Below are 20,831 nucleotides of genomic sequence, written 5' to 3'. Positions count from 1 at the left end.
GACCTGAGGAGAGATTTAAATGGCACATAAAAAGGCTGGCGGCTCCACACGTAACGGTCGCGATTCAGAAGCTAAACGCCTGGGCGTTAAGCGTTTCGGTGGCGAATCCGTTCTGGCGGGTAGCATCATCGTTCGTCAACGTGGTACCAAATTCCACGCTGGCAACAACGTAGGTTGCGGTCGTGACCACACTCTGTTTGCTAAAGCAGACGGTAAAGTGAAATTTGAAGTTAAAGGCCCGAACAACCGTAAATACATCAGCATCGTTGCTGAGTAAGGTTTTCTCGGTCCGGTAACGGATTAAAGCCCCGCACCCAGTTGCGGGGCTTTTTACATTGGAAACCCGGTAATTTTTTCTGTAGGGAAAACGGGCATGAAGCAGCAGGCCGGCATCGGTATTCTTTTGGCGCTCACCACCGCAATGTGCTGGGGTGCCCTGCCAATTGCAATGAAGCAGGTACTGGAGGTGATGGAGCCGCCTACGGTGGTCTTTTATCGCTTTCTGATGGCAAGCATCGGCCTCGGGGCCATCCTGGCTGTCAAAGGTAAGCTTCCTCCCTTGCGGCTCTTCCGTAAACCGCGCTGGCTGGTGTTGCTGGCTATCGCGACGGGCGGTCTGTTCGGTAACTTCATCCTGTTCAGCTCTTCCCTGCAATATCTCAGTCCCACGGCGTCGCAGGTGATTGGTCAGCTTTCACCGGTGGGCATGATGGTCGCCAGCGTCTTTATCCTCAAGGAGAAGATGCGCGGTACGCAGATTGTCGGGGCGAGCATGCTGCTATGCGGTCTGGTGATGTTCTTCAACACCAGTCTGATAGAGATTTTTACCCGGCTGACGGATTACACCTGGGGTGTGATCTTCGGCGTAGGAGCAGCAGCGGTCTGGGTGAGTTATGGCGTCGCGCAAAAGGTGTTATTGCGACGTCTTGCCTCACAGCAGATCCTCTTTTTGCTGTACACTTTGTGTACAATAGCATTGCTGCCATTAGCAAAGCCGGGTGTGATTGCCCAGCTTAGCGACTGGCAACTGGCGTGTCTCATTTTTTGTGGACTGAATACGCTGGTCGGTTATGGCGCGCTGGCCGAAGCGATGGCGCGCTGGCAGGCAGCACAGGTGAGCGCGTTAATCACGCTAACTCCGCTGTTTACGCTGTTATTTTCAGATTTGTTATCAATGGCCTGGCCCGATGTCTTCGTCAGACCGATGCTCAACTTGTTGGGTTATCTCGGTGCGTTTGTCGTGGTTGCGGGCGCGATGTATTCCGCCATTGGTCATCGTCTTTGGGGACGTTGGCGCAAAAATGAAGCGGTTGTAGTAGTCCCCCGCTCAGGCGAATGAGTTACGGAGAGTAAAATGAAGTTTGTTGATGAAGCGACGATCCTGGTCGTGGCTGGTGATGGCGGCAACGGTTGCGTGAGCTTCCGCCGTGAAAAATATATCCCACGTGGTGGCCCTGATGGCGGTGACGGCGGGGATGGTGGTGACGTTTGGCTGGAGGCGGATGAGAACCTCAACACGCTGATCGACTACCGTTTCGAAAAATCATTCCGCGCTGAACGTGGCCAGAATGGTCAGAGCCGTGACTGTACCGGTAAACGCGGTAAAGATGTCACTATTAAGGTTCCTGTCGGTACGCGTGTTATCGACCAGGGTACCGGTGAGACCATGGGTGACATGACCAAACACGGTCAGCGTTTGATGGTCGCAAAAGGTGGCTGGCACGGTCTGGGTAACAGCCGTTTCAAATCATCCGTTAACCGTACTCCACGTCAGAAAACGATGGGGACGCCTGGCGATAAGCGCGATCTGCAACTGGAGCTGATGCTTCTGGCAGACGTGGGCATGCTGGGTATGCCAAATGCCGGTAAATCGACGTTTATTCGCGCCGTGTCTGCCGCGAAACCTAAAGTGGCGGACTATCCGTTTACCACACTGGTACCAAGCCTGGGCGTTGTCCGCATGGATAACGAGAAGAGCTTTGTGGTTGCCGATATTCCGGGCCTGATTGAAGGTGCTGCTGAAGGTGCCGGTCTGGGTATCCGCTTCCTGAAACACCTTGAGCGCTGCCGCGTATTGCTGCACCTCATTGATATCGATCCTATCGACGGTTCCGATCCGGTTGAAAACGCCCGAATCATCATCGGCGAGCTGGAAAAATACAGCGAAAAACTGGCGAATAAACCACGCTGGTTGGTCTTCAACAAAATTGACCTGATGGACAAAGCCGAAGCGGAAGCGAAAGCTAAAGCGATTGCTGAAGCGATGGGTTGGGAAGAGAAATACTACCTGATCTCTGCAGCAAGCCAGGTTGGCGTGAAAGACCTCTGCTGGGATGTGATGACCTTTATCATCGAGAACCCAATTGTTCAGGCCGAAGAAGCGAAACAGCCTGAAAAAGTCGAATTCATGTGGGATGACTACCACCGTCAACAGCTCGAAGAGCTGGAAGCGGAAGAGGAAGAAGACTGGGATGATGACTGGGATGAAGACGACGAAGAAGGCGTCGAGTTCATCTACAAGCACTAATATCAGTTCAAAGCCCCTCGTTCGAGGGGCTTTTTTTATTCCAGCGTTGAGGGCAACCAACAGCTGGCGATTAAACCGCCCTCAGCACCGTTATCAAGCGTCAGCTTGCCGCGGTGGAGTTGCACGATGCGCTGAACAATACTCAGCCCCAGACCGCTACCACCGAAACGCTGATCAAGACGGCGGAACGGTTCAGTGATTGATTGTCGGTGCGCTTCAGCAATACCCGGTCCCTGGTCGATAACGCTGACCTGGGTACCCCCCTCGACCTCGTTTAATGACACTTTAATGGTTGTTCCTGACGGGCTGTAACGACCGGCATTCTCCAGCAGGTTACGCAGCATCAGACGCAGAAGCACGGCGTCTCCCTGAACCGTGAGCGCACTTTTAGCAGGCCATATCACGGTATGTTCTTTGGCTTCATGCTCAAGGCTGAGTGGGGTGATGATATTGTCTGTCCAGTTCACCGTTTCGTAATGGCCGCTGGCCATTGCTTGCCCGGCTCGGGCCAGCATCAGCAGTTGCTCAACGGTGTGCATGAGTTGATCAATACGGCTAATTAACGTCGCGGCCTGAGGAGAACCAGACTGTGCCATCAGTTCCAGATGGAGTCTGATACCTGCAAGGGGCGTCCGCAGTTCGTGTGCGGCGTCTGCGGTGAAAAGACGCTCCTGTTGGATGGTATTATCCAGCCGGGCGAGCAACTGATTCAGCGAGGTGGTGACGGCACCAATTTCTTCCATGTCGGAATACATTGGAAGCGGCGTTAAGTTATCTGCCGAACGGTTAGCCAGGCTGGCACGCAGTTTATTCAGGGGTTGGGTTATCCAGGTCACTGCCCAGAAAGAGAAAAGCAGCGTAAAGCCAACCATCACCAGAGAAGGGACCAGCAGAGAGGCAATCGCTTCACGGATCTCTTTTTCAACGTGATTATTCCGCGCTTTTGCCGACAACGTCTCACTGACCAGAAAACCAATCTGTTCACGGCTTTCATGCCACAGCCAGATCACGCTTATCAGTTGGAAAAATAACAGAATGACCGCCAGCAGCACCATCAATCGCCGACGCATGCTGTTCATTTCTGACTCTCCAGGCGGTAGCCAACGCCACGGACGGTTTTGATCCGGTCTTTGCCAAGCTTACGACGCAGGTTGTGAATGTGGACTTCAAGGGTATTGGACCCAGGATCATCCTGCCAGGAGTAGATATCCTGTTGCAGGGTTTCTCTGTGTACCGTTTGCCCGCTGCGCATAATCAGGCGCGTCAGCAAAGCAAACTCTTTTGGTGTCACCTCAATCGGCTGGGACTGACGCAGTACCTGCTGGGTTTGCAGATTCAGCGTAATATCGCCATCAGTCAGTAAGTTATCGCTATGACCCTGATAACGGCGTATTAACGCCCGGACGCGAGCCTGAAGCTCTGCTAGTGCAAAAGGCTTCACCAGGTAATCATCTGCGCCAGCATCGAGGCCAGTGATACGATCTTCAATGGCATCGCGTGCTGTCAGGATCAACACTGGATTAGCGATCCCGCGGCGTCGCCACTGACTGAGCAGCGTGGCACCGTCTTTATCAGGTAAGCCCAAATCGAGGATCACCAGACTGTATTCGCCGCTCTGGATCAGAGCATCCGCCTCTGCCGCTGTGCCAGCACAGTCGAGGGCATACCCTTCATTGGCCAGCCCCAGCGCCAGCCCTTCCTGTAATAACAGATCGTCTTCAACTATAAGTAGTTTCATCGCTAGTTATTCTGGTAGATGTCCTTATAAAGCCTGCTTTCGAATCGAACAAGCGGAATACGACGATTGCGCTGGTCGGTTGGTTCGACGGCATAGCCGGAAAGATACTGCACGAATGCCATGCGTTGTCCGCTGGCGGTGGTGATGAAGCCTGCAAGGTTGTAAACCCCCTGCAATGAACCTGTCTTAGCGGATACTTTACCATCCACACCGGCTGCGTGAAGCCCGGCGCGGTACTGTAGCGTGCCGTCCTGCCCGGCAAGTGGCAGCATAGAAATAAAGTTTAGCTCAGTGTCATGTTGTGCAATGTACTGAAGCACTTGCATCATGCTGGCCGGGGAGATCAAATTATGGCGTGATAACCCGGAGCCATCGACGGCGATGGTATTACCCAGGTCGATCCCTGCCTGTTGTCGCAGGATCTGACGAACAGCATCTGAACCCGCGCGCCAGGTACCTGGCACGCCAAAGCGCGCGTGACCAATCATGCGGAACACGGTGTCGGCAATCATGTTGTCAGACTTTTTCAGCATAATTCGCAGCAAATCGTGCAGCGGTGGCGACTGTTTGCTGGCGATGACCGTGCCGGGTTGATTGACCTGCGTCTGACGAAGCAGCGTGCCGGAGTATGTTATTCCCGCTTGTTTCAGCTCATCTTTCAGAATGGCACCCGCATAGCTTGCCCCATCCTGTATCGCAAAGGCCAGCGGCAGCGGATCGGCGCGCTGCGTGAGGCAGCCCGTCAGCGTGAAGCGGTTAAGATCGCCTGGTACCACGTCCAGTTCGCAATACTGCGCATCCGGTGAGCCCTTGGCCAGCGTGCGTACCTGACTAAACATGGTGACCGGGTAGTAGGACGCCACGCGGATAAACGCTAAATCATCTGGCTTTGGTGCGCTGTAAAGCGAAACAGAGAAACAGTTACGGTCAACAATCGCGGCGGCGGGCGGGGCGCTAAAGCACTGCGTCATGTCGTTCCACGGCCAACCTGGAGCCTTATCGTGGCTGGCAAAAATGGAGGTGTCGATCAGCACATTGCCATCAATCTTCTGCACACCCGATTTTTTCAGCACCGCAACCATATTGCGGATATCCTGGCGTTTAAATGTCGGGTCACCCCCGAAACGGGCGATAAGATCGCCTTTCAGTTCACCGCCCACGACGTTGCCTTTGGTCTCAAGGGTGGTGGTAAAACGAAAATCAGGCCCGAGCTGAAGCAGGGCGGCGAGCGCAGTGATCACCTTCTGGGTACTGGCGGGCAGCGCCATTTGTTGACTGTGGTAGTCAATTTCTGGCGTCGGCGCTCCGACCTTCTGCACCATCAATGCAAGGTTGGCACCTGCGGGCAGTTGATTAATATACTCATCAACATTCGCAGCCTGAACGCTGAACGTTATACTGGTAGTCAATCCGATGATAAAACTGGAAAATCGCATAATCTCGCGCTAACAACCCGAAAACAAACCGTCATACTACGGTGCATAGCACTGCAAAGTAAACGATGACCCATAGTGAACTTCGGGGTAAAATGCGTATCAAATTGAAAATTGCTGCTGACCTGGGGCCTGACCCCGGGTCGGTTTTCTTTTTGCTTCTGGCCTGCTAATGCGGCTGGGGCAGGGAACACTGCTCCCAACAGGAATGTTTAAGAGGTATAACAAATGCAAGCTATTCCGATGACCTTACGTGGTGCCGAAAAACTGCGCGAAGAGCTGGATTTCCTGAAATCCGTTCGCCGCCCTGAAATTATCGCCGCTATCGCGGAAGCGCGTGAGCATGGCGACCTGAAGGAGAATGCTGAATATCATGCGGCGCGTGAGCAGCAGGGCTTTTGCGAAGGGCGTATTAAAGATATCGAAGCCAAGCTGTCTAATGCGCAGGTTATCGACATCACAAAAATGCCAAATAATGGCCGCGTGATCTTCGGCTCAAGCGTTACTGTGCTGAACCTGGACAGCGACGAAGAGCAGACTTACCGCATCGTGGGCGATGATGAAGCCGATTTTAAACAGAACCTGATTTCGGTGAACTCGCCAATTGCTCGCGGCCTGATTGGCAAAGAGCAGGATGATGTTGTGACTATCCGCACCCCAGGTGGTGAAGTGGAGTACGAAATTATCAAGGTCGAGTACCTGTAATTCGCCTCTCTGCTAAGATGTTGATACATTGTAAAGAAAAGAAAAAGGCCGCGTAGCGGCCTTTTATCAACTCAAGGAGCGTGGCATTTTGCTCACCTGCTGACAGAAATCCCTCGTTTTACACAGTAAATGTGTTCGATTCAGGATATCCTTAGCGTGGCAGCGAGATTTTACGCTCTTTAGATGGGCGGTAGAGCACCAGCGTTTTACCGATGACCTGTACATTACAGGCGCCGGTTTCGCGCACGATGGCTTCCACGATCAGGTTTTTAGTGTCTCTGTCTTCAGAGGCGATTTTCACCTTGATCAGCTCGTGGTGTTCCAGCGCTTGTTCAATCTCGGCAAGCACCCCTTCGGTCAAACCATTGTTGCCAAGCATGACTACAGGCTTGAGCGGATGTGCCAGACCTTTAAGGTGCTGTTTTTGTTTAGTACTCAGATTCATCGTATATTTTTGCTTACGTTGGGATTGAAAACGGTTCATTCTACCGCCATCTCCCTTATATCGCCAAATAGCTGCGTAGAAATTTACGTCACAGGCAAGCAACGATGAACCAGGACGGAAATGTTAAATGACAGGTAAAAAGCGTTCTGCCAGCTCCAGCCGCTGGCTTCAGGAACACTTTAGCGATAAATATGTTCAACAGGCGCAGAAAAAGGGGTTGCGATCCCGCGCCTGGTTTAAACTTGATGAAATACAGCAAAGTGACAAACTTTTTAAGCCGGGGATGACGGTTGTTGACCTCGGTGCGGCACCTGGCGGATGGTCCCAGTATGCGGTAACGCAGATCGGCGGAACCGGCCGAATCATCGCGTGCGATCTTTTACCAATGGATCCCATCGTCGGTGTCGACTTCCTTCAGGGCGATTTTCGTGATGAATTAGTGCTGAAAGCGTTACTTGATCGTGTTGGTGATAGTAAGGTCCAGGTTGTCATGTCGGATATGGCACCAAATATGTGTGGAACACCGGCGGTGGATATCCCCCGCGCCATGTATCTGGTGGAGCTAGCGTTAGAAATGTGTCGTGATGTACTAGCGCCTGGTGGTAGTTTTGTTGTGAAGGTGTTTCAGGGCGAAGGTTTCGAGGAGTATCTTAAGGAAATTCGCTCCCTGTTTGCGAAGGTCAAAGTTCGTAAACCGGACTCTTCCCGGGCGCGTTCCCGTGAAGTGTATATTGTAGCGACCGGGCGAAAATGATAACCGGTGGATTTCAGGCGAAAGTTTGAATGAAACTGGATATAGAGTATCCTGACGCTGTTTTTAACACAGTTGTAATGTGAGGTTAATCCCTTGAGTGACATGGCGAAAAACCTAATTCTCTGGCTGGTCATTGCCGTTGTGCTGATGTCAGTATTCCAGAGCTTTGGGCCCAGCGAGTCGAATGGCCGCAAGGTGGATTATTCTACCTTCCTGCAGGAGGTCAATCAGGACCAGGTTCGCGAAGCGCGTATCAACGGACGTGAGATCAACGTTACCAAGAAAGATAGTAACCGTTACACGACTTACATCCCGGTGAACGATCCTAAGCTGCTTGATAACCTTCTGACTAAAAACGTCAAGGTGGTAGGTGAGCCGCCAGAAGAACCAAGCCTGCTGGCTTCTATCTTCATTTCCTGGTTCCCGATGCTGCTTCTTATCGGCGTTTGGATCTTCTTTATGCGTCAGATGCAGGGCGGCGGTGGCAAAGGTGCCATGTCGTTCGGTAAGAGCAAGGCGCGTATGCTGACGGAAGACCAGATCAAGACCACGTTCGCTGATGTTGCCGGTTGCGACGAAGCGAAAGAAGAGGTCGGTGAACTGGTTGAATACCTGCGCGAGCCGAGCCGTTTCCAGAAACTGGGCGGTAAGATCCCGAAAGGCGTCCTGATGGTCGGCCCTCCGGGTACCGGTAAAACCCTGCTGGCGAAAGCTATCGCGGGTGAAGCGAAGGTGCCGTTCTTTACCATTTCGGGTTCTGACTTCGTAGAAATGTTCGTGGGTGTCGGTGCATCTCGTGTGCGTGACATGTTCGAGCAGGCTAAGAAGGCGGCACCGTGCATTATCTTCATCGATGAAATCGACGCCGTTGGCCGCCAGCGTGGCGCGGGTCTGGGTGGCGGTCACGATGAACGTGAACAAACGCTGAACCAGATGCTGGTTGAGATGGACGGTTTCGAAGGTAACGAAGGTATCATCGTTATCGCGGCGACTAACCGTCCTGACGTACTTGACCCTGCGCTGCTGCGTCCAGGCCGTTTCGACCGTCAGGTTGTGGTGGGTCTGCCAGATGTTCGCGGTCGTGAACAGATTCTGAAAGTCCATATGCGTCGCGTACCGCTGGCGCCAGATGTTGACGCAGCAATCATTGCGCGCGGTACCCCTGGTTTCTCCGGGGCGGACCTGGCTAACCTGGTCAACGAAGCAGCACTGTTTGCCGCTCGCGGTAACAAGCGTGTTGTGTCGATGGTGGAGTTCGAGAAAGCGAAAGACAAAATCATGATGGGTGCGGAACGTCGCTCCATGGTGATGACCGAAGCGCAGAAAGAGTCCACGGCGTACCACGAAGCGGGTCACGCGATTATCGGCCGCCTGGTACCGGAACACGATCCGGTGCATAAAGTAACGATTATTCCACGCGGTCGAGCGCTGGGTGTGACCTTCTTCCTGCCTGAAGGCGACGCGATCAGCGCCAGCCGTCAGAAACTGGAAAGTCAGATTTCTACCCTGTACGGCGGTCGTCTGGCGGAAGAGATTATCTACGGTGCGGAACATGTTTCTACCGGTGCGTCTAACGACATTAAAGTCGCGACAAACCTGGCGCGTAACATGGTGACTCAGTGGGGCTTCTCTGACAAACTCGGTCCACTGCTGTATGCAGAGGAAGAGGGTGAAGTATTCTTGGGTCGTTCTGTGGCAAAAGCGAAACATATGTCCGATGAGACTGCACGTATCATTGACCAGGAAGTGAAAGCGCTGATTGAACGTAACTACGGTCGCGCACGTCAGATCCTGAACGACAATATGGACATTCTGCATTCGATGAAAGATGCGCTCATGAAATATGAGACCATTGATGCTCCGCAGATTGACGACCTGATGGCCCGCCGCGAAGTGCGTCCGCCAGCAGGCTGGGAAGACCCAGGTGCTTCCAACAATTCTGACAACAATGGCACCCCGCGTGCGCCGCGTCCGGTTGATGAACCGCGTACGCCAAACCCGGGCAACACCATGTCAGAACAGTTGGGCGATAAGTAAGTCACTGCTGTTGAAGCGTTTGTCTGTACCTCAAACCCTGGAGCTTGCTCCGGGGTTTTTCTTTTCTGTTTAACCTTGAAAATACCAGGGATTTTGCCATGAAACTATTCGCTCAGGACTCGCATCTCGACCTCTCACATCCCCATGTGATGGGGATCCTGAATGTTACCCCTGATTCCTTCTCCGACGGTGGTACGCATAACACGCTCATCGAGGCGGTTAAGCACGCAAATTTAATGATCAATGCAGGTGCAACGATCATTGACGTTGGCGGCGAATCGACGCGTCCTGGTGCGGCGGACGTTTCTGTGGAAGAAGAGCTGGCGCGCGTAGTACCGGTGGTGGAAGCGATAGCACAGCGATTTGAGGTCTGGATCTCTGTTGATACATCCAAGCCAGAAGTGATTCGTGAAGTGGCGAGAGTAGGTGCTCACATTATCAATGATATCCGTTCGCTTACCGAACCTGGCGCACTTGAAGCCGCTGCGGAAACCGGCTTGCCGGTTTGTCTGATGCATATGCAAGGGCAACCGAAAACCATGCAGGAAGCGCCAAAGTATGATGATGTGTATGCCGATGTGAATCGCTTCTTTATTGAGCATATTGCTCGCTGCGTACGTGCAGGTATCGCAAAAGAGAAATTGCTGCTCGACCCGGGGTTCGGTTTCGGTAAAAATCTCTCCCACAATTATGCATTGCTTGCGCGCTTATCGGAATTTCATCACTTTAACCTGCCGCTGCTGGTGGGGATGTCGAGAAAGTCGATGATTGGTCAGTTACTGAATGTGGGGCCAGGGGAACGCCTGAGTGGTAGTCTGGCCTGCGCGGTGATTGCGGCGATGCAAGGTGCGCACATTATCCGTGTCCATGACGTCAAAGAAACAGTAGAAGCCATGCGTGTGGTGGAAGCCACACTGGCAGCGAAGGAAAACAAACGCTATGAGTAATCGTAAATATTTTGGTACCGATGGTATCCGTGGGCGTGTAGGCGATGCTCCAATCACTCCTGATTTTGTCCTGAAGCTTGGCTGGGCTGCTGGCAAGGTACTGGCACGTCATGGTTCCCGTAAGATCATTATCGGTAAAGACACCCGTATTTCGGGTTATATGCTGGAATCCGCGCTGGAAGCTGGTCTTGCGGCTGCCGGGCTATCCGCCTCCTTTACGGGCCCAATGCCAACACCTGCAGTCGCGTACCTGACGCGTACTTTCCGTGCAGAAGCGGGGATTGTTATTTCGGCGTCACACAACCCGTTCTATGACAACGGTATCAAGTTCTTCTCCATTGATGGCACCAAGTTGCCGGATGAAGTGGAAGAGGCCATCGAAGCCGAAATGGAAAAAGAGATCACCTGTGTCGATTCCGCAGAACTGGGTAAAGCCAACCGTATCGTCGATGCGGCGGGTCGTTATATCGAATTCTGCAAAGGGACATTCCCGAACGAGCTGAGTCTGGCACATCTCAAAATTGTGGTGGACTGTGCAAACGGTGCGACCTACCACATTGCCCCGAATGTCTTCCGTGAATTGGGCGCAAAAGTGATTACCATTGGGTGTGAGCCGGATGGTCTGAACATTAACGAGCAGGTCGGAGCGACAGACGTTCGTGCCCTGCAGGCGCGTGTGCTGGCGGAAAAAGCCGATCTGGGTATTGCGCTGGACGGCGACGGTGACCGTGTGATCATGGTCGACCACGAAGGCAATAAGGTCGATGGTGACCAGATCCTGTATATCATCGCGCGTGAAGGTTTGCGTCAGGGTCAGTTGCGCGGCGGCGCAGTCGGTACCTTAATGAGTAACATGGGCCTGGAACTGGCACTTAAACAGCTTGGTATTCCGTTTGTTCGTGCGAAAGTTGGCGACCGCTATGTGCTGGAAAAACTGCAGGAGAAGGGCTGGCGAATTGGCGCAGAGAACTCCGGTCACGTGATTCTGCTCGACAAAACCACCACCGGTGACGGTATTGTCGCCGCACTGCAGGTGGTTGCTGCCATGGCGCGCAACCATATGAGTCTGCACGATCTCTGCAGCGGTATGAAAATGTTCCCACAGATCCTGGTGAACGTGCGGTTTACCGCCGGTAAAGGCGATCCGTTGGAAAATGATAACGTGAAAGCGGTGATGGCTGATGTTGAAGCTGCCCTGGGCAACCGTGGACGCGTACTGTTGCGTAAGTCTGGTACTGAACCACTGATTCGCGTCATGGTGGAAGGTGAAGACGAAGCGCAGGTTAATGAATTTGCGCACCGTATCGCGGATGCCGTAAAAGCTGCATAATCTTGCACGCTAAATGTTTAAAAAGGCGGCTTTTGTCGCCTTTGTTTTGAGCAATTAATGGCTTTTTGCTGTTTTTTTCCGCAGTTGATACAATGCGTCAAAAATGCCCTTGCGAAGGTCATTCGCTTTGGTTAGTATTCACACCCGCTTCAGTGGGAAACAAAAATCCTGCTAATTGGTCGAAGCATTGGTATGCGGCAAATCCGCAAGGAACAGGTTGATTATGTACGAAGCTCTTTTAGTTGTTTTCCTTATTGTAGCCATCGCTCTCGTAGCGCTGATTATGCTGCAGCAAGGTAAAGGCGCTGATATGGGAGCCTCCTTCGGAGCAGGCGCTTCCGGTACGCTGTTCGGTTCAAGTGGTTCTGCGAACTTCATGACCCGCACAACGGCGATTCTGGCTACGCTGTTCTTCATCATCAGTCTGGTGCTTGGCAATATCAACAGCAACAAGACCAGCAAAGGAAGCGAGTGGGAAAATCTGAGCGCGCCAGCAAAAACTGAGCAAACTCAACCAGCTGCTCCGGCTAAGCCGACCAGCGATATCCCGCACTAAGTATTCTGTACCGAGGTGGTGGAATTGGTAGACACGCTACCTTGAGGTGGTAGTGCCCTAACGGGCTTGTGGGTTCGAGTCCCATCCTCGGTACCAATATTCCAGAAGAAAGACGTCGAAAGACGTCTTTTTTTTCGTCTGTGGATTAACAGGCATAAAAAAGGCGTCCATCGGACGCCTTTTGCATTTCTTGTCAGCGATTACTTCTTATCGCTGTGCTCCAGGTTTTCAACCTGTGGCAGACCATTACCGGAACTGGCAGAGAGCAGGCCATTCTCAACATAGTTAAACAGCTTCGCACGGGTATCGGTGATGTCCAGGTTACGCATGGTTAACTGGCCAATACGATCGTCCGGAGAGAACACAGATTCCCCTTTCTCCATGGTCAGACGTTCTGCTTTGTAAGTCAGGTTGTCAGACACGGTGTTCAGGATGGAGTAGTCGTTACCGCGACGCAGTTCCAGCGTAACTTCACCAGTGATTGCACTTGCAACCCAACGTTGCAGGGAATCACGCAGCATCAGTGCCTGCGGATCGAACCAGCGGCCCTGATACAGCAGTTTACCCAGTTGACGGCCATGAGAGTGATACTGCTCAATGGTATCTTCGTTGTGAATACCGGTCAGCAGACGCTCGTATGCGATATGCAGCAGCGCCATCCCCGGAGCTTCATAGATGCCACGGCTTTTCGCTTCAATGATACGGTTTTCAATCTGATCGCTCATGCCCAGACCGTGACGACCACCGATACGGTTTGCTTCCAGCATCAGCTCAACATCGTCAGAGAAGGTTTTGCCGTTCAGCGCAACCGGATGACCACGTTCGAAACGCACGGTCACTTCTTCCGCCTGGATTTTGACGTTTTCGTCCCAGAACTTCACACCCATGATTGGGTTAACGATCTTCACGCTGGAATTCAGGAACTCCAGGTCTTTCGCTTCGTGCGTCGCACCCAGCATGTTTGAGTCGGTGGAATAGGCTTTCTCGACTGACATCTTGTAGTCAAAACCACATGCGATCATGAATTCGGACATCTCATGACGGCCACCCAGCTCGTCGATGAAGTCAGTATCCAGCCACGGTTTGTAGATCTGCAGTTCAGCGTTCGTCAGCAGACCATAACGATAGAAACGTTCGATATCGTTGCCTTTATAGGTGCTACCGTCACCCCAGATGTTCACACCATCTTCTTTCATGGCCGCAACCAGCATCGTTCCGGTCACAGCGCGGCCCAGTGGAGTGGTGTTGAAATAGGTCAGGCCGCCGGTGGTATTATGGAACGCACCGCACTGAATAGCCGCGATACCTTCAGCGACCAGTTGCTTACGGCAGTCAATCAGACGTGCGTTCTCTGCGCCATATTCCATGGCACGACGAGGGATCGCATCATAATCTTCCTCATCTGGCTGACCGAGGTTCGCAGTATATGCATACGGAACCGCTCCCTTCTGACGCATCCACAGCAGTGCAGCGCTGGTATCCAGGCCGCCTGAGAAAGCGATGCCAATACGTTGTCCTACCGGAAGATGCTTGAGAATCGTCGTCATATAATAAAACCCTGCTTGATTGACTGATTAGAGACCGCTTTCGCTATCTGTGCATTTTTATGCAAAATAAGTGAGTATTCATTTAATCATCTTTTGTCGATGACCGAAAGAGACTCCTGCGTTTTTTGTAAAAATTTTGGTCTGATTGCTCTGACTGAAGTCGCCTTGACAGGTGGGGTCAACTATCAATATACTGAACGCCGATTTTACGTCCCGTCTTCGGTACCAAATCCCAGCATTATTTGCAAATTCTGTCCAAAACGCGTAGAATTTGCCACGTTTCAGGCGCGGGGTGGAGCAGCCTGGTAGCTCGTCGGGCTCATAACCCGAAGGTCGTCGGTTCAAATCCGGCCCCCGCAACCACTTTCCCATAAAGTTCTTTTTCAAATATACTGTGAAGACTTAGAGCCTTCGTAGCTGGATTTGAAAAAATTCTTTCGGAGAGTGCTCCAGGCCACAGTTGTGGCTATAGGGTTCAGTTATCTAAAGCCCCGATTTATCGGGGTTTTTTGTTATCTGACTACAGAATAACTGGGCTTTACGCCCTTTTTTTATGTCTTGGGGGTGGGCTTGTCCACATTAGAGCAAAAATTAACAGAGATGATTACTGCACCGGTCGAAGCACTGGGCTACGAACTGGTCGGCATCGAATTCGTTCGCGGCCGTACATCGACGCTGCGCATCTATATTGATAGTGAAGATGGCATCAATGTTGATGATTGTGCTGATGTTAGCCACCAGGTGAGTGCGGTTCTTGATGTTGAAGACCCGATTACCGTTGCGTACAACCTGGAAGTTTCCTCACCTGGCCTCGATCGCCCGATGTTCACGGCCGAACACTATGTGCGTTTTACCGGTGAAGAAGTGGCTCTCGTTCTGCGTATGGCCGTACAGAACCGCCGTAAATGGCAGGGAATTATCAAAGCCGTTGATGGTGAAATGATCACGGTAACAGTCGAAGGCAAAGATGAAGTGTTCGCGCTGAGTAATATCCAGAAGGCGAACCTGGTTCCCCACTTTTAACAGTCTGGATTGAGGTGAAAAGCCCGCGATGAACAAAGAAATTTTGGCTGTTGTTGAAGCCGTCTCCAATGAGAAATCACTGCCGCGTGAGAAGATTTTCGAAGCGCTGGAAAGTGCACTGGCTACAGCAACCAAGAAAAAATACGAGCAAGAGATCGATGTTCGCGTAGAAATCGATCGTAAAAGCGGTGACTTCGATACATTCCGTCGTTGGGTAATCGTTGAAGAAGTGACCCAGCCGACCAAAGAGATCACCCTGGAAGCGGCACGTTTTGAAGACGAAAGTCTGAACGTGGGTGAATACGTTGAAGATCAGATTGAATCTGTGACTTTCGACCGTATCACGACCCAAACCGCGAAACAGGTTATCGTGCAGAAAGTGCGTGAAGCCGAGCGCGCGCTGGTTGTTGACCAGTTCCGCGATCAGGAAGGCGAAATCATTACTGGCGTGGTGAAGAAAGTGAACCGCGACAATATCTCTCTGGAAATCAAATCCGAAGGGATGCCGGGTAACGCTGAAGCGGTAATTCTGCGTGAAGACATGCTGCCGCGTGAAAACTTCCGTCCAGGTGACCGTATTCGCGGTGTTCTGTATGCCGTGCGTCCTGAAGCGCGTGGTGCACAGCTGTTCGTGACCCGTTCTAAACCAGAAATGCTGGTTGAACTGTTCCGTATCGAAGTACCGGAAATCGGCGAAGAAGTTATCGAGATTAAAGCAGCGGCTCGCGATCCGGGCTCTCGTGCGAAAATTGCGGTGAAAACCAACGACAAACGTATCGACCCAGTCGGTGCTTGCGTCGGTATGCGTGGTGCGCGTGTTCAGGCTGTCTCTACTGAGCTTGGCGGCGAGCGTATTGATATCGTTCTGTGGGACGATAACCCGGCGCAGTTCGTGATCAACGCAATGGCTCCAGCTGATGTGGCGTCTATCGTTGTTGACGAAGACAAACACACCATGGATATCGCAGTTGAAGCGGGCAACCTGGCTCAGGCAATCGGCCGTAATGGTCAGAACGTTCGCCTGGCGTCACAGCTGAGCGGCTGGGAACTCAACGTCATGACCGTTGATGACCTGCAGGCTAAGCATCAGGCTGAAGCCCACGCGGCGATCGATACCTTCACGAAGTACCTGGATATTGACGAAGATTTCGCCACTGTTCTGGTTGAAGAAGGTTTCTCTACGCTGGAAGAACTGGCCTATGTGCCAATGAAAGAGCTGCTGGAAATTGACGGTCTGGATGAGCCAACCGTTGAAGCCCTGCGTGAACGCGCTAAAAACGCACTGACCACCCTGGCACTGGCTCAGGAAGAAAGCCTTGGCGATAAGAAGCCGGCTGATGACCTGCTGAATCTGGAAGGTCTTGATCGTGCGATTGCGTTCAAGCTGGCTGCCCGTGGTGTTTGTACGCTGGAAGATCTCGCTGAGCAAGGCGTTGATGACCTGGCTGATATCGAAGGTTTAACCGACGAGAAAGCCGGCGAGCTCATCATGGCCGCACGTAATATTTGCTGGTTCGGCGACGAAGCGTAATAAACTGTAGCAGGAAGGAACAGCATGACTGATGTAACTGTAAAATCGCTGGCTGCTGAGATTCAGACCTCCGTGGACCGCCTGGTACAGCAATTTGCTGATGCAGGGATCCCGAAGTCCGCTGATGACTCGGTGACCGCGCAAGAAAAACAAACCTTGTTAACGCATCTGAACCGTGAACACGGTTCGACGCCTGACAAGTTAACGCTGCAACGCAAAACGCGTAGCACGTTAAACATCCCAGGTACCGGCGGCAAAAGCAAATCGGTACAAATTGAAGTCCGCAAGACGCGCACCTTTGTAAAACGTGATCCGCAAGAGGCAGAACGCCTTGCCGCGGAAGAGCAGGCACAGCGTGAAGCGGAAGAACAAGCTCAGCGTGAGGCGGAAGCAACCGCTAAACGTGAAGCAGAATTAAAAGCTGAACGTGAGGCCGCAGAAAAAGCGAAACGCGACGCAAGTGATAAAGTGAAGCGTGACGCTGCGGAAAAAGACAAAGTGAGCAATCAACAGACAGACGAAATGACCAAAACCGCCCAGGCTGAAAAAGCCCGCCGTGAAAATGAAGCTGCCGAGCTGAAGCGTAAAGCGGAAGAAGAAGCCCGTCGTAAGCTGGAAGAAGAAGCACGTCGTGTGGCTGAAGAAGCACGTCGTATGGCAGAAGAAAACGAGAAGAACGGTGTTGATACCGCTGAGCAGTCTGAAGATACCAGCGACTATCATGTGACCACTTCTCAGCACGCACGTCAGGCTGAAGATGATAACGACCGTGAAGTTGAAGGCGGTCGTGGTCGTGGTCGCAATGCGAAAGCAGCGCGTCCGGCGAAAAAAGGCAATAAACACGCCGAGTCTAAAGCTGACCGTGAAGAAGCGCGTGCAGCGGTACGTGGTGGTAAAGGTGGCAAACAGCGTAAAGGTTCTTCTCTGCAGCAGGGCTTCCAGAAGCCAGCTCAGGCCGTTAACCGTGACGTTGTGATTGGCGAAACCATCACCGTTGGCGATCTGGCGAACAAGATGGCAGTTAAAGGCTCTCAGGTCATCAAAGCGATGATGAAGCTGGGCGCAATGGCGACCATCAACCAGGTTATCGACCAGGAAACCGCACAGCTGGTTGCCGAAGAGATGGGCCACAAAGTTATCCTGCGTCGTGAAAACGAGCTGGAAGAAGCGGTAATGAGCGACCGTGACACCGGTGCAGCGGCTGAGCCGCGTGCGCCAGTGGTGACCATCATGGGTCACGTTGACCACGGTAAAACCTCTCTGCTCGACTACATTCGTTCTACGAAAGTGGCCTCCGGTGAAGCGGGTGGTATTACCCAGCATATCGGTGCTTACCACGTAGAAACTGACAACGGTATGATCACCTTCCTGGATACCCCAGGCCACGCCGCGTTTACCTCAATGCGTGCTCGTGGTGCTCAGGCGACAGATATCGTTGTTCTGGTTGTTGCTGCTGACGATGGCGTTATGCCACAGACTATCGAAGCTATCCAGCACGCGAAAGCGGCGGGTGTGCCGGTCGTGGTTGCAGTGAACAAGATCGATAAGCCAGAAGCGGATCCGGATCGTGTTAAAAACGAACTGTCCCAGTACGGCATCATGCCAGAAGAGTGGGGCGGTGAAAGCCAGTTCGTACACGTGTCTGCGAAAGCAGGTACCGGTATCGACGAGCTGCTGGACGCGATCCTGCTGCAGGCTGAAGTTCTGGAACTGAAAGCGATCCGTAACGGTATGGCGAGCGGTGCTGTTATCGAATCCTTCCTGGATAAAGGCCGTGGCCCTGTAGCTACCGTTCTGGTTCGCGAAGGTACGCTGCATAAAGGCGATATCGTCCTGTGTGGTTTCGAATACGGTCGTGTTCGTGCGATGCGTAACGAACTGGGTCAGGAAGTCCTGGAAGCAGGTCCGTCCATTCCAGTGGAAATCCTGGGTCTGTCCGGTGTTCCGGCTGCCGGTGATGAAGTGACCGTTGTGCGTGACGAGAAGAAAGCGCGTGAAGTTGCACTGTATCGTCAGGGCAAATTCCGTGAAGTTAAACTGGCTCGTCAGCAGAAATCTAAACTCGAGAACATGTTTGCCAACATGACCGAGGGCGAAGTTCACGAAGTGAACGTTGTTCTGAAAGCCGACGTTCAGGGTTCTGTGGAAGCGATCTCCGACTCCTTGCTGAAACTGTCCACCGACGAAGTTAAAGTGAAGATCATCGGTTCTGGTGTAGGTGGTATCACCGAAACTGACGCAACCCTGGCTGCAGCGTCCAACGCCATCCTGGTTGGCTTCAACGTGCGTGCTGATGCTTCTGCTCGCCGCGTGATCGAAGCGGAAAGCCTGGATCTGCGTTACTACTCCGTCATCTATAACCTGATCGACGAAGTGAAAGCTGCGATGAGCGGGATGCTGTCTCCTGAGCTGAAACAGCAGATCATCGGTCTGGCTGAAGTACGTGACGTGTTCAAATCACCGAAATTCGGTGCGATCGCGGGCTGTATGGTTACCGAAGGTATCATCAAGCGTCACAACCCAATCCGTGTCCTGCGCGACAACGTGGTTATCTATGAAGGCGAGCTGGAATCTCTGCGCCGCTTCAAAGATGACGTGAACGAAGTCCGTAACGGTATGGAATGTGGTATCGGCGTGAAGAACTACAACGACGTTCGCGTTGGCGATATGATCGAAGTGTTCGAGATCATCGAAATTCAGCGTACCATCGCTTAATGACCGATTGTAGGCCGGGATCGCCTCGCGCCACCCGGCAATAATTTAAAAAAGGGGCTTTAGCCCCTTTTTTGTCTGGAGAATTTATTATGGCGAAAGAATTTGGTCGCCCTCAGCGCGTAGCGCAGGAAATGCAGAAAGAGATCGCCCTCATTCTGCAACGTGAAATTAAAGACCCTCGCGTGGGTATGATGACCACCGTGTCTGGCGTAGAAATGTCCCGTGACCTGGCGTATGCCAAAGTGTTCGTGACTTTCCTGAACGATCAGGATGAAGCCGCAGTTAAAAACGGTATCAAAGCCCTTCAGGAAGCCTCTGGTTTCATCCGCTCTCTGCTTGGTAAAGCGATGCGTCTGCGTATCGTGCCTGAGCTGACCTTCTTCTACGACAACTCGCTGGTCGAAGGTATGCGTATGTCTAACCTGGTAACCAGCGTGGTGAAACATGACGACGAACGTCGTGTTAACCCAGCGGACGACAGCAAGGAGGACTAATGAGTCGTCCTCGTCGTCGTGGTCGCGACGTGCATGGTGTGCTGCTGCTGGATAAACCCCAGGGCGCTTCCAGCAACGACGTGCTGCAAAAAGTTAAGCGTATTTTTAACGCCAACCGTGCGGGCCACACGGGTGCGCTGGACCCTCTGGCAACCGGTATGCTGCCGGTTTGTCTGGGGGAGGCGACAAAGTTTTCCCAGTATCTGCTCGACTCCGATAAGCGTTACCGCGTTATTGCCAAACTAGGACAGCGTACGGATACCTCCGACGCAGATGGTCAGGTGGTAGAAGAGCGTCCGGTGACATTCAGCGCGGAACAGCTTGATGCTGCGCTGGAGAGCTTCCGTGGGGACACGATGCAGGTGCCGTCGATGTATTCGGCGCTGAAATATCAGGGAAAAAAACTCTACGAATATGCACGCCAGGGCATTGAAGTCCCGCGTGAAGCCCGTCCCATAACCGTGTATGAACTGCTGTTTATTCGCCATGAAGGGGATGAGCTGGAGCTGGAAGTACACTGTTCGAAAGGCACCTATATTCGTACCATCATCGACGATCTCGGTGAAAAACTGGGCTGTGGCGCGCATGTTATCTACCTGCGCCGCCTTGCGGTGAGTAAGTATCCAGTAGAGCGGATGGTGACCCTTGAACATCTTCGCGCGTTGGTTGAACAGGCTGAAGCCCAGGGGATTGCTCCAGCAGATTTACTGGATCCATTGCTGATGCCAATGGACAGTCCGGCAGCGGACTTCCCTGTTGTTAATCTTCCTTTAACATCGTCCGTTTACTTTAAGAACGGAAACCCCGTTCGTACGGCTGATGCGCCGCTGGAAGGTCTGGTACGCGTGACTGAAGGTGATGAAGGCAAGTTTATTGGGATGGGCGAAATGGATGGTGAAGGGCGCGTTGCGCCACGCCGTCTGGTCGTCGAATACCCGGTAGAAGCGTGACGGCGATAACGGCTCACCTTGCGATAAGCAGGGGAGACGAGTAGAATATTGCCGCTTAACGTCTGGTAAATTGTTTAACAATTTGCGGGGCGTACATTG

At 52.5% G+C, this 20,831-nt stretch carries 19 protein-coding genes and 2 tRNA genes; 16 read left to right on the top strand and 5 right to left on the bottom strand.

What is annotated here, in order from left to right; genetic code table 11:
* Positions 1-19 precede the first annotated feature (19 nt).
* From rpmA to cgtA, 3 genes are all read left to right on the top strand, one after another.
* The gene (gene rpmA / locus JGF26_RS17950) at positions 20-277 is read left to right on the top strand and encodes a 50S ribosomal protein L27 (protein WP_004385076.1); all 258 of its coding nucleotides are present in this window, start codon (positions 20-22) and stop codon (positions 275-277) included.
* Positions 278-373: 96 nt separating this feature from the next.
* A complete protein-coding gene (locus JGF26_RS17945; protein ID WP_028017036.1) occupies positions 374-1,339 on the top strand; it encodes a DMT family transporter in 966 nt (321 codons plus the stop codon).
* A gap of 15 nt (positions 1,340-1,354) precedes the next feature.
* The gene (gene cgtA / locus JGF26_RS17940) at positions 1,355-2,527 is read left to right on the top strand and encodes an Obg family GTPase CgtA (RefSeq protein ID WP_028017037.1); all 1,173 of its coding nucleotides are present in this window, start codon (positions 1,355-1,357) and stop codon (positions 2,525-2,527) included.
* 35 nt (positions 2,528-2,562) lie between these two features.
* On the opposite strand, the gene pmrB is transcribed toward cgtA, so the two are convergent.
* Genes pmrB through dacB form a run of 3 tightly spaced genes read right to left on the bottom strand, consistent with a single transcriptional unit; the run spans position 2,563 to position 5,701 of the window.
* Complete coding sequence (gene pmrB, locus JGF26_RS17935; protein ID WP_028017038.1) at positions 2,563-3,606, bottom strand: two-component system sensor histidine kinase PmrB; 1,044 nt, start codon at positions 3,604-3,606, stop codon at positions 2,563-2,565.
* Positions 3,603-4,265 (bottom strand): two-component system response regulator PmrA, encoded by a 663-nt coding sequence (gene pmrA, locus JGF26_RS17930; RefSeq protein ID WP_028017039.1) that lies wholly within the window; start codon positions 4,263-4,265, stop codon positions 3,603-3,605. Before pmrA ends, pmrB begins: the two co-directional genes overlap by 4 nt.
* A 2-nt stretch (positions 4,266-4,267) precedes the next feature.
* A complete protein-coding gene (dacB, locus tag JGF26_RS17925) occupies positions 4,268-5,701 on the bottom strand; it encodes a serine-type D-Ala-D-Ala carboxypeptidase (RefSeq protein WP_028017040.1) in 1,434 nt (477 codons plus the stop codon).
* 225 nt (positions 5,702-5,926) lie between these two features.
* On the opposite strand from dacB, the gene greA reads away from it, so the two are divergent.
* Positions 5,927-6,403, top strand: a complete 477-nt coding sequence (gene greA / locus JGF26_RS17920) for a transcription elongation factor GreA (protein WP_028017041.1) — start codon at positions 5,927-5,929, stop codon at positions 6,401-6,403.
* Between the two features lie 151 nt (positions 6,404-6,554).
* Here the strand turns inward: greA and yhbY are convergent, their stop codons facing one another.
* Positions 6,555-6,848 (bottom strand): ribosome assembly RNA-binding protein YhbY, encoded by a 294-nt coding sequence (gene yhbY / locus JGF26_RS17915; RefSeq protein WP_003861814.1) that lies wholly within the window; start codon positions 6,846-6,848, stop codon positions 6,555-6,557.
* Positions 6,849-6,975: 127 nt separating this feature from the next.
* Here yhbY and rlmE point away from each other — a divergent pair, with 127 nt between their 5' ends.
* From rlmE to JGF26_RS17885, 6 genes are all read left to right on the top strand, one after another.
* The gene (gene rlmE / locus JGF26_RS17910) at positions 6,976-7,602 is read left to right on the top strand and encodes a 23S rRNA (uridine(2552)-2'-O)-methyltransferase RlmE (RefSeq protein ID WP_003861812.1); all 627 of its coding nucleotides are present in this window, start codon (positions 6,976-6,978) and stop codon (positions 7,600-7,602) included.
* Between the two features lie 102 nt (positions 7,603-7,704).
* On the top strand, positions 7,705-9,639 hold the full coding sequence (gene ftsH / locus JGF26_RS17905; RefSeq protein WP_028017042.1) for an ATP-dependent zinc metalloprotease FtsH: 1,935 nt from the start codon (positions 7,705-7,707) through the stop codon (positions 9,637-9,639).
* Positions 9,640-9,737: 98 nt separating this feature from the next.
* Positions 9,738-10,586, top strand: coding sequence for a dihydropteroate synthase (folP, locus tag JGF26_RS17900; RefSeq protein WP_134708504.1), 849 nt, complete (start codon positions 9,738-9,740; stop codon positions 10,584-10,586).
* Positions 10,579-11,916 carry a phosphoglucosamine mutase gene (gene glmM, locus JGF26_RS17895; RefSeq protein ID WP_028017044.1) on the top strand — a complete coding sequence of 446 codons (1,338 nt, stop codon included), beginning with the start codon at positions 10,579-10,581 and terminating at the stop codon, positions 11,914-11,916. The genes folP and glmM overlap by 8 nt, the downstream gene beginning before the upstream one ends.
* Positions 11,917-12,139: 223 nt before the next feature.
* The gene (gene secG / locus JGF26_RS17890; protein ID WP_023309338.1) at positions 12,140-12,472 is read left to right on the top strand and encodes a preprotein translocase subunit SecG; all 333 of its coding nucleotides are present in this window, start codon (positions 12,140-12,142) and stop codon (positions 12,470-12,472) included.
* A gap of 9 nt (positions 12,473-12,481) precedes the next feature.
* Positions 12,482-12,568, top strand: a tRNA-Leu gene (locus JGF26_RS17885).
* A gap of 104 nt (positions 12,569-12,672) precedes the next feature.
* On the opposite strand, the gene argG is transcribed toward JGF26_RS17885, so the two are convergent.
* Entirely contained in the window at positions 12,673-14,019 is a 1,347-nt protein-coding gene (argG, locus tag JGF26_RS17880; RefSeq protein ID WP_028017045.1) for an argininosuccinate synthase, read from the bottom strand.
* 286 nt (positions 14,020-14,305) lie between these two features.
* Here argG and JGF26_RS17875 point away from each other — a divergent pair.
* The 6 genes from JGF26_RS17875 to truB all read left to right on the top strand — a co-directional run bounded on the left by JGF26_RS17875 (position 14,306) and on the right by truB (position 20,732).
* Positions 14,306-14,382 (top strand) — tRNA-Met (locus tag JGF26_RS17875).
* Between the two features lie 207 nt (positions 14,383-14,589).
* Positions 14,590-15,042: a ribosome maturation factor RimP gene (rimP, locus tag JGF26_RS17870; RefSeq protein ID WP_014833432.1), complete on the top strand. Its 453-nt coding sequence runs from the start codon at positions 14,590-14,592 to the stop codon at positions 15,040-15,042.
* A 28-nt stretch (positions 15,043-15,070) separates the two neighbouring features.
* Positions 15,071-16,573 carry a transcription termination factor NusA gene (gene nusA / locus JGF26_RS17865; RefSeq protein WP_028017046.1) on the top strand — a complete coding sequence of 501 codons (1,503 nt, stop codon included), beginning with the start codon at positions 15,071-15,073 and terminating at the stop codon, positions 16,571-16,573.
* 24 nt (positions 16,574-16,597) lie between these two features.
* Entirely contained in the window at positions 16,598-19,288 is a 2,691-nt protein-coding gene (gene infB, locus JGF26_RS17860; protein ID WP_028017047.1) for a translation initiation factor IF-2, read from the top strand.
* A gap of 89 nt (positions 19,289-19,377) precedes the next feature.
* Positions 19,378-19,782: a 30S ribosome-binding factor RbfA gene (gene rbfA, locus JGF26_RS17855; protein ID WP_003024988.1), complete on the top strand. Its 405-nt coding sequence runs from the start codon at positions 19,378-19,380 to the stop codon at positions 19,780-19,782.
* Positions 19,782-20,732 (top strand): tRNA pseudouridine(55) synthase TruB, encoded by a 951-nt coding sequence (truB, locus tag JGF26_RS17850; RefSeq protein ID WP_028017048.1) that lies wholly within the window; start codon positions 19,782-19,784, stop codon positions 20,730-20,732. The genes rbfA and truB overlap by 1 nt, the downstream gene beginning before the upstream one ends.
* The last annotated feature ends 99 nt before the right edge of the window (positions 20,733-20,831 follow it).

The sequence above is a fragment of the Enterobacter sp. E1 genome (assembly GCF_016809815.1).
Taxonomy (GTDB): domain Bacteria; phylum Pseudomonadota; class Gammaproteobacteria; order Enterobacterales; family Enterobacteriaceae; genus Enterobacter; species Enterobacter adelaidei.
Note: the sequence above shows the minus strand (reverse complement) of the source record. Positions and strands in the feature narration are given on the sequence as shown.